Below are 15,345 nucleotides of genomic sequence, written 5' to 3' on the forward strand. Positions count from 1 at the left end.
TTTTTTGTAACTATAATCTTTCAGTTTAATTTTAAAATCTGGATACGCTAAAATATATAATATTTAACACCCTCTTTTGCATAAAGTTCAAATTTTATATCTTCATCTTTAGTAGCGCTAGATTTTGATACTATTTCAATAATAATTTTTGGAGTAGTTTTTGGATATTCTTCAATATCTTCGCAATATATTGCCAAATCCGGCCTTACAACATTTTTTTCGTCCACTATCCAATCAAGCTTAGGATAAACATCACATTCACAATTTTCTAACTCTTCATCAAATACTCTTAAAAGTTTTGACATTAATTTTTGATGTTTTCCGCTGGGACTTAGAGACATTGCAAAAGGATAACCCTCAATCAACTCCCAATCTCCTTGCCAAAGCTTATAATCTTCATATGCATATTTTGGAGGATTTATACTCATAATTAATCCTTTAAAATCCTTTTAGCCTCTTTTTCATTAAACTCCTTATATATTTTATCTAAAACTTTGAAGTTTCTATCTATAAAAAAATCTACATTTTTCACACTCTTTTTAAATTTTTTATAATACTCTTTCGCCTTTTGCTTATCGCCTTTTATAAGATATACGTCCGCAATATACTCATATGCATAATTTTCTTTCATCTTAACGGCCTTTTTGGCGGCTTCAAGGGACTTTTGCGGCTCTAAAGACAAAAGATAGTACCAAGCGGCTTTTCCGTAAACTTTTGTATCGTTAAGATAGTCTGCGTAATCTTTGCAATGCCCTTTTTTCGAAGTATCCCCTTTTTTAGCAACATAGTAGTTACACTGCATCTCCGCTCTATTTAGATTGCATTTTGTGCAAACTTTTGAGGAAGCTAATAAAATAAGTGGTAAAATAGCAATAAATATTTTTTTCATAAATCACTCCTAAAGGGTAAATATGATAAAACATATAGTTTTTATGAAGTTTCCTGATTTTAGTTTAGCAAAAATTGCTAAAGAGAAACTTTTAAGCATGAAAGGAAATATCGAGGTTCTAAAAGATATAGAAGTGGGACTTGATTTTTCAAGAAGTGAGAGAAGTTACGACTTGGCTTTAGTTACGGTTTTTGAAAATAAAGATAATTTAGAAAAATATCGTATTCATCCTTATCATCAAGAAATAGTAAAATGGCTAAAAGAAAATAACACACAAACAAAGGTGGTTGATTATGAAATCTGACCTAACTCATCTTGACGAAAAAAAACGGCCAAAAATGGTTGATGTCGGCGAAAAGAGTGAGACCGAAAGAGTAGCGGTTGCAAGCGGTATAATCCAGATGAGCCTAGAGGCATATCAAGCTATCATAAACCAGACTACTAAAAAAGGTGCAGTTTTGCATACAGCTATCATTGCGGCTATTATAGGCGCTAAAAAAACACCGGATCTTATACCTATGTGCCACCCTCTCCTTCTAACATCTATAAACTGTGATATTGAAGAACTTCCCGAACTTCCTGGATTTAAACTTTATGTAACCTGCAAACTCAAGGGAAGAACCGGCGTGGAAATGGAAGCTTTAACCGGTGTAAGTATCGGACTTTTAACTATTTACGACATGGTAAAAGCTATAGATAAAGGAATGGTTATAAAAAATATTCAACTCGAAAAAAAGAGCGGTGGGAAAAGTGGAGATTTTGTAAGAAGTTAGTTATTGGTATATTGGTTATTTGGAATTAGTAAAAATCCTAATATACCAAATATACCTATTACAACACCATCTTAACATCTTTATGCTCTTTTAGTTCTTTGAAGAGTCTCTCCCTCTCCTCTTCGCTATGAACAAATATATCCGCATTAAAACTTTGATATTTTCCTTTGTTGCTTATTTTTGAAAAGGAGATGGTACAAGTTAAACCTTTTGCTACATCTTCTATCGCTTCTCTCGTTTTTTTGGCATTTTCGCCTATAACTTTATATCTCCAAATAGTTGGATACTCTATCTTCACTTTTTCTTTAAAATCTTTCATTTCTTTCATTTTGACTCCTTAATTAAGTTTATATTTATTTATATTATACCAAATTAGAGAAAAAAACTTAAGAGCATTTAAGTTTTTGGCGCTATAATATCGTAATGCCTTTGATAGGCGCTTTGTTAAACGATTCGATCTCCTTATCACCTCTATTGATACAGCCTCTTGGCAAAAATCATTTGCTTTTAGATGTGACTTTCGATTGAACGTTTAGATTCGCACATCGAAGGTAAATTTTTTTTTACAAAGAGACAAAATGACATTTCAAGATTTCAATCTTAAGCCACAAATTCAAAAAGCTATCGATTTAGCTGGATTCAAAGAACCAAGCCCTATACAAAGAGAATCAATCCCGGTAATTCTTACCGGACGCGATATAGTTGGACAAGCTCATACAGGAACTGGAAAAACTGCCGCATTCGCTCTGCCTATGCTAAATATGCTAGAAATAAACGACGAAGTTGAAGGTTTGATAATCGTACCTACAAGAGAGCTAGCAACTCAAGTAAGCGACGAAGTTTTTAGACTTGGCAAATTTTTAGGCATAAAAACAGCTACAGTTTATGGAGGAAGCTCTTATTCAAGACAGCTTCACCACATAGAGAGCGCTTCTGTAGTAGTTGCGACTCCCGGAAGACTACTTGATCTTTTAAAAAGCGGTAAAATCGAGTTAAATCCAAGCTTTGTAGTTTTGGATGAAGCAGATGAGATGCTCGATATGGGATTTTTGGATGATATCAAAGCGATTTTTGAATTTTTACCTTCAAATAGACAGACAATGCTCTTTAGCGCTACAATGCCAAACGAAATAAAAGAACTAGCTTCTAAGATACTTTACAATCCGGCGTTTATCTCAATAACCAAAAATGAAGTGACGAACGAAAATATAAAACAGTATTACTATGTTGTAGATGAAAGAGAAAGAGACGAAGCACTTATAAGACTTTTGGACTATAAAGCTCCTTCAAAAGCTATTATCTTTTGCAGAATGAAAGTAGAAGTTGATAGACTAAATGAGTTTCTAAACGCTCAGGGAATAAGCGCAAAAGGTCTGCACGGAGATATGCAGCAGCGCCAACGTGAAGATGTTATACAATCATTCAAAAAAGGAAATACAGAAATACTCATAGCTACCGACGTGGCGGCTAGGGGTCTAGATATTAGCGATGTTACGCACGTTTTTAATTATCATATACCTTTTGATCCGCAAAGCTATGTCCACAGAATCGGAAGAACAGGAAGAGCCGGAAGGGAGGGGATTGCCATATCTTTAGTTACTCCCCACGAATTTAAACAGCTTCTTCGTATACAAAAAGCTGTAGGAAGCGCTCTTATAAATAAGGAGATCCCAACAAGTAGTGAACTAAAAGAAAAAAAGCAGAACTCTACCTTAGAAAGAGTTTTAGCAACGCAAATTTCCACCGAAGCTATAGAGCTTATAAATCTGCTTGAAGCTCAAACAGATCTATCTACTATCGCGCTCAAGCTTGCCTCAATGGTTATAGAGGATGAAAAAGTAGCGGGAAGAGAAAAAATCGGCAAAAGCAAAAAAGAGATAGAGAGACTTATCAGACAGTTTGAAAATGAAAAAAGAAGACCAAACAGAGCAAGGAACTCATTCACTAGAGGACAAAGAAAAAGTCCAAGAACTAGAAGACACTAAAAAAATATTTAGTATATTGGTCTATTTGTATATTAGGGTAAAAAATCCAATTTCCCTATACACCAATAACCAATATACTAATTTACTAACATCTCCATCAACTAATAAAATGCTATAATATCTAAAATCTCAAAACAAAGGTTTCCTATGCAAGCAAAAATAGAGAATATATTAAAAGAAGATGATTTAAAAGAGGCGATATCAATACTTATAGAGGAAATCAAAAAAGAGAAAGAAAAACATATACAAGAACTCATTTTAGAGATTGATAGATTAAACAGAGAAATAGAGCATGAAAAAGAGGACCTAAAACTAAAGCTCAAAGAGACATTCGAAATTTTGGAAAATCTAGCCCAAGAGCTTGATGGTGACAAAAAAGAGGAGTTTATAAAAGCAATAGAGGTTAACAAACTCAAAACTCTGGAATTTTTGGGAATACTAAAAGAGACTACAGAAGCAGCAATCATCGCTGCTTTAGAAAAAAACGAAGATATAGAAGAGACTGTAAAAGAGATAACCAAAAATCTGGCTTTTGAAACAATAGATATAAAAGTGGATGCAGCACATATCAAAGATGTCTCCATCGCCATTTTATCTGTAGCAGCAGATATAGCAAGCGTATCCATAAACTATAGCGACGAAATTCTTAGTGGAACAGTACAAGGTGTTAAAACTGGTATCTTAAAATCTATAGAAAAATTTAAAGAGTCTATAGAGTTTACCCCTCTTGAAGCTAGAGAGATAATCATAGACAATTACGATAAAATCATAAAAGATTTAGAAAATGTAGATGATCTTTATATATCTTGCATTAAAGAGGTAGCTCACAATAGCGAAGCAGGCATAAAAGAAAAGCTACTAAAACTTGCCGAAGAACTCCAAAGCACTATGTATAAACTAAAAAATGCGGCACAAGAGACTATAGAGATTTTTAAGACAAAATTTAGCGATCTTGCCAAAGAAGCTGCTTCTACAACATCTATTTTCAAAGAGAAAGCCGAAGAGGCAAAAAAACTTGGAGCTAGAGCTTTCATGATCGCAAAAGCTGCCATAGATGGAGCCATTAAAGGAGCAAAAGATGCTATAACAAAGGAAAAAGATGAAAAGTAGCCTTTTATTTTCAACTATTTTTGTTATTTTTAGTCTTAACTTAGTAGCCAAAGACTCTTATGACCTAAACCAGACAGCAAAAGAGATATTAGATAAAGCCTATAAAATGTTTGAAGAGTCCAAAAAAATAATAGAATCATACTCCAATCCAACTCAAGAGGCTATACCTCAAACAGAAAAAGGTTTCTCGCTTTATTATAAAGTTATCAAAAATAGTGCAAATGTTGAAGAAAGAAATGATTTTTTAATCATAACACAGATAAAATACAAAATAGATCTTGAAAAAGAGCTCTCTATAGGAGATATTTTAGTAAAATCTAACGGTGGCACTGTTGAGCTATACGGCAAAACAGACTTTAAAGAGAAAGCAGATAAAATTATTGACATTGCTCTAAAAACAAAAGGCGCTAAAAAGGTAGTATTCTATCTGATTATTTTTCAACGGGAGGTAATTTCTCTATAGGTAAAGGTTTTCCTATATAGTATCCTTGGGAGTAGTCTACTCCTATATCTTCAACTTTTTGCTGGATATCTTTTTCGCTTACAAATTCCGCTATTGTTTTAATACCCAAATCTTTTGTAAAATGAACAATTGCCTTAACAAGTGCCTCTGATTTTTCATCTTTCATCCCAAATTTCTCATTAGATAATGATAAAATATTAAACCTACCATACAAGCGGAAAAACTAAAGGGAAGAGGGACTAACCAAATAGGTGAATTGAAGATTGGGTATATAGACAAGAATATTGCGCCATTTGGAGGGATGAAAATATTAAACCCAGATTTTGCAATAGAGTTCTTCTTGAATAAGAAAATTTAATGATATTATTTTGAAGTTTATCTTTTTTCTCAACTAAAAAGCGATAAAAGTTATCCAAATCCACCAATAGGAAGAGATAGATTCTTGTTTTTTTCAAAAAGAGAGTTCATCCAAGCTCTTCTTTTTTTGGCTAGAGCCATTTTGAGCACTTTTTGATTGGAGTAGTGATTAGTAATATAACTTCCTATTGCAAAGCAATAGGCTCTGATAGTTGTGAAAGACATTGATTTGATTGTAAAAGAGAGTGTTTAAAAAGAGCTAGGATATTGTACGCCATCATAATTGTCACCTGCAATGCTAAAATGTACCAGATACGCAATATGGATAGTGTACACTAAAGTTCGCAATTTCACTTGAAGACTCTTTTTTAGATTTTGAAATCTTCAAAAGAGTTGGATAGACTTCCCAGTGAGGAATAAAGCAAGCAGGAGGAAACCAATCTAAAAGAAATAATAGCAAAAAAATAGATGAAACAAAAATATTCAAAGAGATAATGACACAGTTTGTAGTTGATGAAGATCCACTTTTATCAATGATGAAATGGATGATGGAACAGTTGATGAAGATAGAGTCCGAGATGAAAGTTGGAGCTAAAAAAGGTGAGCATAATAGTGAGAGAAAAAGCTATTTCAGTGGTTATAGACCAAGAAGGTTCGATACGAGACTAGGGACAGTTTATCTTATGATTCCAAAGATAAGAAAAGGTGGCTACATTCCCTTTTTCATCACCGAAAAGAGAAGAAGTGAACAGGCTCTGATTTCGATGGTGAAAGAGGCATACGTCAATGGAATATCAACAAGAAAGATAGAACGTTTGGCAAAAGAGCTTGGAATCGAGAATATCAGTGCATCACAGGTATCACAAATCAACAAAGGGCTAGATGAACAAGTAGAAGAGTTTCGAAACAGACCACTGCAAAAAGAGTATCCCAACGCAAGGGTTGATGCTTTGTATGAGAAAGTGAGAGACTATGAAGGAAGAGTGGTATCTACCGCTATTATGATAGCTTATGGTGTAACACTAGAAGGCAAAAGAGAGGTATTGGCAATAGAGCCATTTATCAATGAGTCTTATGAAACTTGGAGAAATTTCTTTGAGAGACTCAAAGAAAGAGGATTACAAAAAATAGCATTGCTTATCAGTGATGCTCATCAAGGAATCCAAAAAGCTTTTAAAGAAGCTTTTCTTGGTGCCTCTTGGCAACGGTGCAAAGTACACTTTATGAGAAACATTTTAGCTCATGTTCCACCTAAAGCAAAAGAAAAATTTGCAGCCAAACTTAAAACTATTTGGCTACAAGAGGGCAAAAAAGATGCATTCACAATAGCACAGATGATTATAGAGGAGTTTCGCAAAAAATTCCCTGAAGCAATTGAAGTGCTTCAAGAAGGACTAGAAGATTCACTGCAGTTTTATCACTTCCCGCAAATTGATAAAAGGAGGATAAGTTCGACAAATGTGTTAGAAAGAATCAACAAGGAGATTAGAAGACGCTCTAAAGTAGTATCTGTTTTTCCATCAAGAGAGTCCTATATTAGACTCATTACCACATACTTGATGGAGTACACTGAAGACTGGGAGATTGAGAGAAGTTATATTCATCCACAAAAGCTTCAAGAGGTGATGGAAATCTATGAGGTGCAGCTTAAAGCCGCTTGATATGCAATGAAATATAACTTGCTGGGAAGGAAAATTGCGAACAAAACTTGACAGTATCAAATAGAAAATTTCATTCAAACAAGTTTAATTTTACTTTTAACTACACTTGGATAATTTATTGATATACTGTAAACAATCAAAATTTTTTAGCTTTTTGGCTGTCATAATATTTTCGAGCCAAAATGATAAAATTTTCCTCAATATATTCAGAAGGTCCGACTTTTTAGTTTAGACATAAATCCTAATTTATTGTACACTCAAATTTTCAAATAGAACTTTCGAGCAACCATCCCCCTGAAGATAAACTCCTGCTTTAAAATAGTTCCAATATCCATTCCAATAACTTACATTTTTATCGATTTTTAATTTTTTGTTTAAATAAATTCTCATACGAGAATTTTGCACTTCAATAGAAACGGTAAAAAAATCTTTTGGTCTTTTCCCAAGGTCTATTTTTTCATATAATTGCTCATTTTTCTCTCCACTTAAACGTATCACTGCCCAAAGATGGTCTCGTTTACTCTTTTGTTCTTTCCACCATGTAAGTCGCAAAAGAGGTTTATTTATAATTTTACCATTAATTCCTGTTCTATTTGAATTGGCATGAATTTGCAGGAAAGTAAACTCTTTTTTTTGATCTAAAGGAAAAAGATATAGTTTAGCACGTATAATTTTAGGATATTTTGTTTCCACTCTCCACTCATCTTTAAATCTCAATTCACTACGATTTTTTTTTCCGCACATAAAAAAGACCATAAACTTTGCATCTTGAAGGTAGAAATATCGATTTGAAAAATATCGAAACTCTCCATACTTTACACTATATCTAGGATTATAAGGACTTTTAGGAGCTTGTAGTTTAGAGTTATCCAAAACTTGCCTAAATTTTTGTAATGCATAGGGCGCATCATGAGCAAAAATAATAGAGCTAAAAAAAATTAAAAATAACAATTTTTTAATAAAATTTAATTTTTGCATTTTGGATAGCCTTTTGCTTTTTCATAAATCTGTTTGATAGTTTTTGAGTCATTTATAAGGCGCATCAAATCATAAGTTAATTTCCCACTTGATGGAGTATTGCAAAGATGGGCTCTAAAAGCGTATAAAAGAGCTTTTTTTCTTGATTTTTTAGCGACAGAAGATGCATATTGCAAAAGAAGTCTCCCATTGTTTGTTAAAGAGCCTTGATGTAGATAATAATTTTTTCCGGTAATTTTATAAAGAAGCACTTTTGCTTTTGGATTGTTTAAGTCGTTCAAAAGAAGTTCCTTTGCTTTTTTTATCTCTCCCTTTTTAATAAGAAAATTGGCGTACTGCACTTTGGCATCTTTGACATTACTTAATATCGCTTCAAAATACATATTTTTAATATTATTATCATATTTATTATTTATATTAATTTTTTCATAAAGATTAGCAATCTTAATATACCCACCGCTATCGCCATCATTTATAGCCAACGTATAGTAATACACCGCGGCTTTAGGATCAAAATCGACCCCTTTTCCCTCTGCATAAGCATCGCCTAAAATATTTGCTGCTGCGATATCTCCTTCATGAGCATATCTATCCAACATCTGTTTTATCTCTTTAATATCTTCATCGATGAAGCCATCAAATACTAATGAAGCGTACTCAATCTGCGCCGCTCTGTTGTTTTGAGCTTTAGCTTTTGATAACCAATATCTCTGTAAATCTATCTTACATAACTCTTTATAGATTTGAGACAGTTTGTATTGCGCTTTATCATTGTTTTGCTGAGCATAAAAATGTAAGATAGTAGCTCCTTGAAGAAGTCTGTTTTGTCGCAAGAAAAAATCGGCAAATTTTAAATCTAAAGAACTGCTTAACGGATCGCTCTGACATGCTTTTTTTAATAATCCAATCATATCAATATTTTCTATAAGACCTTTTGAGTATAAAGTATAAAGATAGCTAATCGCATTAAGATCACCTTTTTGAGCCTCCTCAATAAGAAGCCGACGAGAACTTTCTATCTTTTTGCCCTCTAGTAGATTTTGATACGCTTCTATGACAAGTGCGGGTTTAAACTCTCTTTTAATTAAATCTTTTAAATAAGCTTTAGCACGATAATTTTTTGCGCCAATTTTGCTATAAAACTGATAAAGTCTCCATTCTGCTTCGGTTAAATTTTGATCCATGTAGTCTAAATAAATAGATTCAGCTTTTTGAGTTTTATCAAGTTCAGGATATGTAGTATATAAACGCGCCAAAATAAGTTTTGGTTTTTGATCACTAAAACTTAGTAAAAACTTTTCTGCTTCTTGCAAACTCATTTGTGAGTAGCTTTTAGGCGTTCCTAATCTCTTTTGCTCTACATCAAATTTTATAAGCCGCAGCATAGCCTTATTGTATCCCAATCTATAAGCCTTCTGATACCAAGGAACAATACCTTTTTGAAAGTAGAAATCCTGAAGTTTTAAAAGTGTTACTTTCTTAAGATAAAACTGATCTGGCTTTTGAAAAGATGCTGTAATGCAAGGATTATTATAAGTTTTGAGTTTCTTTTGCATTTTTTGATACAAAATATTTCCAATCTCATAAGCAGCCTCCCCGTTACCTAAAGAGACCAAATTAGTTAATATTTCTAATCCCTTCTTCTCTTTGTTAAACTGAAATATATACAAGCGAGCTAGTTTCAAACCTGCTTTAATATTCCCTGAAGCATAAGCTTTTTTATAAAAATACAGTGCCCTTTTAGGATCATAAAATGGGTTTGAAGAATCATCATAAAATCGAGCTAATGAATAAGCTGCAAAGTGGTTATGACGGGCTATATCTTCAAAAGTATATAAAAACTCTTTTTGATCTGCAAAAGAATTGAGAAAATAGCGTACAAGATAGAGATGATTATCAAAATCTTTCTGACTAGAAAGATTAAAATCTCCCTTTTGCATCCAATAAAAAGCTTTTTGAAGATCACCTTGTTTTATATATAAATCTTCAAGCAAAAAGGCTGCTCTTTTTTTACCTTGATAATAGGCTTGTTTGGCAAGTTCAATAAATTTGTCATAATCTTTAATATTGTCAGTTTTATATAAAATATTTACAAGATGAATATTGGCATCAAGATGTCCAGAATCAGCCCATCGCTTCCAAATAACATAGGCTTTTTCAAAATCGCCATTATTGTAAGCTTTTCGAGCCACATCTTTATTGGCACAACCTGCAAACAAAAATATAAATATAAGCGTGCTACCAAAGATATTTAAAATAGATTTGAGCATTAAAACCATCCTTTTTCGATGCTTCGCTATCAAAAGCCTCTCCTCCTAAAAAGTATCCCAAAACAAATCTCCAGTATGTATTTTCAATAATATCGTAATGGAGAATAAAATCTATCTCATTACCCAAGCTTTTCTTCTCCCCGTTAGGATTAAAGGTATAGAAAGTAGCAAAGTATTGGGAAGAAGAGGGTTTGTCTTGCATAAAATTATGATATGCAATAATGGCTGTTTTATTATCATTTCCCCATAAGTGATGCATCAAATACAAAGAGCTTATCCAGATATTTGACAATTCAGGATTGAAAAAAGAGCCGTAATGTCTAAAAGAGATATCTTTGCTAAGATAATTGGTTCGATTATTGGTAAAAGATGGCTGTCTATAAAGATTATCTCCTCCGGAACCATAAGCGATTGAGGCTGCAATTGCGCTATCATATCTATAAAAAGTATATTTACCTCCAATCTCAAATCCAAGCCCTTTAACAGTTCTCTCTTCCTGCATAGGAGCTGGAGTATAGTTTATTGTTTTATATACACCTTCAGCATGTGCTATATCTAACCAATACGCTATTTCATCTAAATTTGTTCGTTTTACTTTTCCTTGCATTCTGACGCCAATCCAATCCACATTTTTGAGATTGCCGTCTTCTTGAATATAAAACCCCTCGATAGTATTATCTTTATAATACTCATAACTTATATGTCCAAACAAAAAATTAGTATTTTTTAGATTAGCTAAAGTCTCATCCTCGCCAGTATATAATACAATACTATCGGTTAAACGGGTCCCTACATAAAACTCATAAAGCAAAAGATCATGTTTGTTGAAAAATCCTACAGTATCTAAATATGTTTTAAAATACCAACTACGATCGTCTTTAAGATATTTTCTACCTATTAAAAAGTTAGATTGATTATCAAATAGCCCGTCACTGCTTATAAACAGTTCCTTGACATCTAATTTTGTTTCTTTTCTATCTTTGGAAATATATAATAAACCTCTATCATCAGTAAAAAAGTACCACTTAGGAAAAAAATAGTATTTGTATTTTAAACCAGTAGTAATCGTAAATGATTGATTGTCTCTTTTGTTTCCGTTTATATCAATTTGTCCCTCATTAATATTTAGTGTTGCGGTGGAATAAAACAGTAGTTTTTCTTTGGATTTAAACAGCATCTTATTTTGTTCAGTTTGTAAAAATAGTCTTTGGGGAGATTTTGGAACCTCGATGTTTGGAACTGTTTTCTGTAATGAAGTATCCACAAAATTCTCTACAGCTTCAAGATCTATATCTTCCCACGGAAAGCTTTTTTTGTCATCCATACACTTGTCCCTACAAGCAACAAGATTCTCCTCTATATCAGTTGAACACCTACTCTCTATATCTTCACTAACAGATACTTTTTTGTAAAAAGATGGTTTTAGCACACTTTTTTTGTTTTTTTGCTGATGGGATATAGTTAAGTTTTGATCTATTTTTTTTTCTGTTTTTTTAAGAATAGGCCCCAACTCCTCTTCTTCAACAACTTCTTGTTTTATAGGGATAATTATCGCCGTTGGAAAATCTTTTTTAAATCTTAACCACTCAGATTTTGCTTTGGTAGCTGACTCAAAACATCCATATCTAGCTATATAGAACCCATTTTCCTTAACAACTTTTACTCCTAAAGGAAGTTTGGTTTTTTTTATAGGTTTTTTACTCTCAAAAAGTTCAATAGTAAAACATGAATTTGTTTTGCTGTAGCTTGTTTGAGCGATTTTTTTTGAAGTAGTAATTGTTTTTAATTTATCTTTAGCAACAATGGTTTTAAAAGGTATACTAGGTTCAACCTCTTCAACAGCTTCAAACTCTTTTAAATGTCTCTTTTTTTTATCAGATTGCAAATATAAATTTTTTTTGAATTTTTTAAGAGAGGTACCATTACCTTTAACACTATCTTGAAATCTAAATCTATATGTAGAAACGATATAGGCTTGAGGAAATTTCTGTTTTAAGCGTTTAAGAGCCGGCTTAGCCTCCTTAACTCTTTCAAAACATCCGTAACGTAAAGTATATATTCCATTTATATGCATAACTTTCGCTTCTTTAGGAAAGGAGCTTTGATATGCAATAGGTTTTACGCTACTTAGAAGCTGAACAGAATAACAAGTATCTTTACTATAAAGAAGTGTTACAAAAAATAGAGAAAAAAAGATTTTATTTCTCATAATCGTGCCCTAATAAAAGATTTTTGACTACTGTTTCATACGAAATCTTTCTAAAACGATAGCGGTTGATATCCTCAAGATATTTTTTGATTTCAGGTTCAACCTGTTTTAAAATATCTTTTTTCTTCATGCGTATAAAAGATAATCCTTGCTGACGTGCTCTTTGCTGATTTTTGAGATAGTCTTTACAAAGCTTATATTTTCTTGCAAGTTTATAGACTCTGCTATAATATCTGTTAAAGCCTGCTTTTATTGCATTTACCTCTTTGATATGTTTTTTGAAGTAGATTTTAACAGGAGTTGTAAATATGGTATATTGTTTGCTGATACTCTTACAATAATCTAAAAATGTTGATGCCTTAGCCATTTTGAACTTATACTGAAAAACTTTCCAAGCGGCTAAAACTTTTCTTTTTTTATAAAGACTATTTTTACAAACTGAGCAGTGTTCATACTTTTTCTGATCAAAAAGTTGACCTTTTTGCATTCGAGCTTTTGCTAATAAAAAAGCCTCTTCAATCAGATAAACTCCATTTGGAATAAAAAATCGAAGATACTCTAATCTATGAAAATCCAAAACATTGTCACTTAAAATCGCATCTTCTATAATATAACTTATCCCTTCAATAATTTTCTCTCTATCATCAAACCCTTTCTTGCGACTCTCCGTTAGATAGTAAAATCCCAAAAAGGTTAAGGCACCTTTTGAGAAAATTGAACTGGCTCTAAGAAGTTCATATTCGGTTAACTCTTTAGATTCCCGATTTATATAAAGACCTGCTAGATGCGTGCCAAAATAGTCATTAGGAGCATTTGCTATATCTTTATATATCTTTTTAGCAACTTTATAGGCGTATGGATTTAACTCTAAAAGATCGCTACTGCGCGCATGAAATGGAAACCCTAACCCATAAAGAGTAAAAGAGCCTCGATTTTGAATAATCCGATCATAAAAAAAGTTAAGATCACCTCCTATCCCAAAATAGTTTGGGATTTTATTTTTATATATCTTAACAGCCGCTCCATTTTTGATCATTATGTTTGTATTGTAATTGGATTCGATAATATTATTTGAAATAACAGCAGATGATGCTTTAAAGTAGGGATCTCGACGCATATCTCTTCCGGGAATATCATCGATATTTTTCTCTATTATCTCTATACCGTTTTTTCCGTTGTAGCGAATAGAGTTGTTGCGAATGCTTACTCTTAAGGAATTTCTTACCATTACTCCGTTGATATTGTTACCAACAACTGTATTGTTAGCTATCAAAATATTTTTGCTCTCTTGGGAAGATATACCCATAAATCCATTAGCTACGGTTAGATTATTGTAAATGATATTATTATTTGATAATCTATCCACCATCAACCCATTTGAGCGGTTATTTAACGCAATGTTATCCACCATATATGAGTACTCGACTCCTCTTGAAACTATAAAACCATGCGCCACTTCGGAATTCATTGCTATATTCTTAGCTATAACCAAATTTATGGAGTAATCATGGGGATCAAAATTGTATATTTGATTATTGTATGTAAAATTACCTAAATAGACCGCATCTTTCGCTCCGTTTGTATAAAAACCCATAGTTGAATTAAGAATATCATTTCCAATATAAGCCCCCGTAGGTGCATTCATGTGGCTTAAAAAGTAATACATAGCCTGAGAATATGGAATGAAGTCATTTTTTTTGGGAGAAAGCAAACCTATCCCGAAAGTAGCAGATGTACTGTGAAAACCTAGTCCATCGAAAATATTATTGACAAAGTAGCTTTTTGAGCCAGAAAGACCTAAAAAGTATGGTCTAGGTTTCTCATAGTTGATATAGAGAATCTTCTCTTTTGGTATATTTTCTCTTGGACAATAGCGATCTCTTTTTGTATCCCAAGTTACAAATCTACTGTTGGCAAGATAAAGCTCTCCATAATAAACTATAAAAATAGGATTAGGTAAAGTTTGCAATCTAACCGTTTTGTTTTTGATAACTAGTTTCGCCGTAGATGATACAAAAATAGAGATATTAATCTCGTATGTTTTATTATCTATTTTTTTTATCAAATTTGGATTATTGAGTCTTTTATAGATGTACTCCAAGCTGTAAACACCATCGTAAAGAACCAAAATTTTTCGATTTTTATGGTTATTAAACATATAAAAAGAGTAAAGATTGATAGAAGGGATAAAGTTGGCTTTATCAAGATCATATAGTTCAATACCTTCTCCATAAAGGTGTTGGGGGAACTGTCGTAAAACATTATGTGGAGTATATTTTCTATAGATTTTTTGAAGATACTTTTTCGCTCTTGTTAAAGAGAGAAAAGAGTTTTGGGGAAATATAACATAAGGAATCCCATCATTAACTTTATGATAAACAATCTTTGGATCTTTAAAATTAAAATTTAGTGTCTCTAAAACCTTTTTCGCATCCTTCTCTTTTTTGTAACATCCCACGTATGCGAGATTTGCTTTACGAAAAAGAGGAGGTTTTATAAAAAGATTGCAACGCTCCTTGGAATATGGGTTATAAAAATAGTTTTCACTTACTGGAGTAGAGCTATCGACTTTGGTCAAAATTGAGTAGCAATACCCCGCAAAAAGTTTTATAGATATTACAAGCAACACAAAAGCTTTCATTGCTTTATC

14 protein-coding genes are annotated in these 15,345 nt (G+C 32.5%); 6 read left to right on the forward strand and 8 right to left on the reverse strand.

What is annotated here, in order from left to right; all coding sequences use genetic code 11:
• Positions 1-47 precede the first annotated feature (47 nt).
• The gene (locus tag NIL_RS09115; RefSeq protein WP_187647460.1) at positions 48-428 is read right to left on the reverse strand and encodes a Uma2 family endonuclease; all 381 of its coding nucleotides are present in this window, start codon (positions 426-428) and stop codon (positions 48-50) included.
• 2 nt (positions 429-430) lie between these two features.
• A complete protein-coding gene (locus NIL_RS09120) occupies positions 431-889 on the reverse strand; it encodes a hypothetical protein (protein ID WP_187647461.1) in 459 nt (152 codons plus the stop codon).
• A gap of 22 nt (positions 890-911) precedes the next feature.
• On the opposite strand from NIL_RS09120, the gene NIL_RS09125 reads away from it, so the two are divergent.
• On the forward strand, positions 912-1,193 hold the full coding sequence (locus NIL_RS09125; RefSeq protein ID WP_187647462.1) for a Dabb family protein: 282 nt from the start codon (positions 912-914) through the stop codon (positions 1,191-1,193).
• Positions 1,183-1,662, forward strand: a complete 480-nt coding sequence (gene moaC / locus NIL_RS09130) for a cyclic pyranopterin monophosphate synthase MoaC (RefSeq protein ID WP_187647463.1) — start codon at positions 1,183-1,185, stop codon at positions 1,660-1,662. The genes NIL_RS09125 and moaC overlap by 11 nt, the downstream gene beginning before the upstream one ends.
• 58 nt (positions 1,663-1,720) lie before the next feature.
• On the opposite strand, the gene NIL_RS09135 is transcribed toward moaC, so the two are convergent.
• Positions 1,721-1,990, reverse strand: coding sequence for an HP0495 family protein (locus tag NIL_RS09135; protein WP_187647464.1), 270 nt, complete (start codon positions 1,988-1,990; stop codon positions 1,721-1,723).
• Between the two features lie 250 nt (positions 1,991-2,240).
• On the opposite strand from NIL_RS09135, the gene NIL_RS09140 reads away from it, so the two are divergent.
• The 3 genes from NIL_RS09140 to NIL_RS09150 all read left to right on the forward strand — a co-directional run bounded on the left by NIL_RS09140 (position 2,241) and on the right by NIL_RS09150 (position 5,220).
• Positions 2,241-3,647 carry a DEAD/DEAH box helicase gene (locus NIL_RS09140; RefSeq protein ID WP_187647465.1) on the forward strand — a complete coding sequence of 469 codons (1,407 nt, stop codon included), beginning with the start codon at positions 2,241-2,243 and terminating at the stop codon, positions 3,645-3,647.
• Between the two features lie 147 nt (positions 3,648-3,794).
• A complete protein-coding gene (locus tag NIL_RS09145; protein WP_187647466.1) occupies positions 3,795-4,757 on the forward strand; it encodes a DUF6781 family protein in 963 nt (320 codons plus the stop codon).
• Positions 4,747-5,220 (forward strand): BON domain-containing protein, encoded by a 474-nt coding sequence (locus tag NIL_RS09150; RefSeq protein WP_187647467.1) that lies wholly within the window; start codon positions 4,747-4,749, stop codon positions 5,218-5,220. The genes NIL_RS09145 and NIL_RS09150 overlap by 11 nt, the downstream gene beginning before the upstream one ends.
• On the opposite strand, the gene NIL_RS09155 is transcribed toward NIL_RS09150, so the two are convergent.
• Positions 5,189-5,386, reverse strand: a complete 198-nt coding sequence (locus NIL_RS09155; RefSeq protein ID WP_187647468.1) for an EAL domain-containing protein — start codon at positions 5,384-5,386, stop codon at positions 5,189-5,191. The genes NIL_RS09150 and NIL_RS09155 overlap by 32 nt on opposite strands.
• 685 nt (positions 5,387-6,071) lie before the next feature.
• Here NIL_RS09155 and NIL_RS09160 point away from each other — a divergent pair.
• Positions 6,072-7,238, forward strand: a complete 1,167-nt coding sequence (locus NIL_RS09160) for an IS256 family transposase (protein ID WP_187647469.1) — start codon at positions 6,072-6,074, stop codon at positions 7,236-7,238.
• A 246-nt stretch (positions 7,239-7,484) separates the two neighbouring features.
• Here NIL_RS09160 and NIL_RS09165 read toward each other — a convergent pair whose 3' ends face one another.
• Genes NIL_RS09165 through NIL_RS09180 form a run of 4 tightly spaced genes read right to left on the reverse strand, consistent with a single transcriptional unit; the run spans position 7,485 to position 15,336 of the window.
• On the reverse strand, positions 7,485-8,216 hold the full coding sequence (locus NIL_RS09165; RefSeq protein ID WP_187647470.1) for a polysaccharide lyase family 7 protein: 732 nt from the start codon (positions 8,214-8,216) through the stop codon (positions 7,485-7,487).
• Positions 8,204-10,519 carry an SEL1-like repeat protein gene (locus tag NIL_RS09170; RefSeq protein WP_187647471.1) on the reverse strand — a complete coding sequence of 772 codons (2,316 nt, stop codon included), beginning with the start codon at positions 10,517-10,519 and terminating at the stop codon, positions 8,204-8,206. Before NIL_RS09170 ends, NIL_RS09165 begins: the two co-directional genes overlap by 13 nt.
• Complete coding sequence (locus NIL_RS09175; protein WP_187647472.1) at positions 10,455-12,695, reverse strand: hypothetical protein; 2,241 nt, start codon at positions 12,693-12,695, stop codon at positions 10,455-10,457. Before NIL_RS09175 ends, NIL_RS09170 begins: the two co-directional genes overlap by 65 nt.
• The gene (locus tag NIL_RS09180) at positions 12,685-15,336 is read right to left on the reverse strand and encodes a right-handed parallel beta-helix repeat-containing protein (RefSeq protein ID WP_187647473.1); all 2,652 of its coding nucleotides are present in this window, start codon (positions 15,334-15,336) and stop codon (positions 12,685-12,687) included. Before NIL_RS09180 ends, NIL_RS09175 begins: the two co-directional genes overlap by 11 nt.
• Between the last annotated feature and the right edge of the window lie 9 nt (positions 15,337-15,345).

The sequence above is a fragment of the Nitrosophilus labii genome (genome assembly GCF_014466985.1).
GTDB lineage: Bacteria > Campylobacterota > Campylobacteria > Campylobacterales > Nitratiruptoraceae > Nitrosophilus_A > Nitrosophilus_A labii.

Coding starts and splice junctions, on each gene's coding strand:
- NIL_RS09115 (WP_187647460.1), bottom strand. CDS start 428: ATGAGTATAAATCCTCCAAAATATGCATATGAAGATTATAAGCTTTGG.
- NIL_RS09120 (WP_187647461.1), bottom strand. CDS start 889: ATGAAAAAAATATTTATTGCTATTTTACCACTTATTTTATTAGCTTCC.
- NIL_RS09125 (WP_187647462.1), top strand. CDS start 912: ATGATAAAACATATAGTTTTTATGAAGTTTCCTGATTTTAGTTTAGCA.
- moaC (WP_187647463.1), top strand. CDS start 1,183: ATGAAATCTGACCTAACTCATCTTGACGAAAAAAAACGGCCAAAAATG.
- NIL_RS09135 (WP_187647464.1), bottom strand. CDS start 1,990: ATGAAAGAAATGAAAGATTTTAAAGAAAAAGTGAAGATAGAGTATCCA.
- NIL_RS09140 (WP_187647465.1), top strand. CDS start 2,241: ATGACATTTCAAGATTTCAATCTTAAGCCACAAATTCAAAAAGCTATC.
- NIL_RS09145 (WP_187647466.1), top strand. CDS start 3,795: ATGCAAGCAAAAATAGAGAATATATTAAAAGAAGATGATTTAAAAGAG.
- NIL_RS09150 (WP_187647467.1), top strand. CDS start 4,747: ATGAAAAGTAGCCTTTTATTTTCAACTATTTTTGTTATTTTTAGTCTT.
- NIL_RS09155 (WP_187647468.1), bottom strand. CDS start 5,386: ATGAAAGATGAAAAATCAGAGGCACTTGTTAAGGCAATTGTTCATTTT.
- NIL_RS09160 (WP_187647469.1), top strand. CDS start 6,072: ATGACACAGTTTGTAGTTGATGAAGATCCACTTTTATCAATGATGAAA.
- NIL_RS09165 (WP_187647470.1), bottom strand. CDS start 8,216: ATGCAAAAATTAAATTTTATTAAAAAATTGTTATTTTTAATTTTTTTT.
- NIL_RS09175 (WP_187647472.1), bottom strand. CDS start 12,695: ATGAGAAATAAAATCTTTTTTTCTCTATTTTTTGTAACACTTCTTTAT.
- NIL_RS09180 (WP_187647473.1), bottom strand. CDS start 15,336: ATGAAAGCTTTTGTGTTGCTTGTAATATCTATAAAACTTTTTGCGGGG.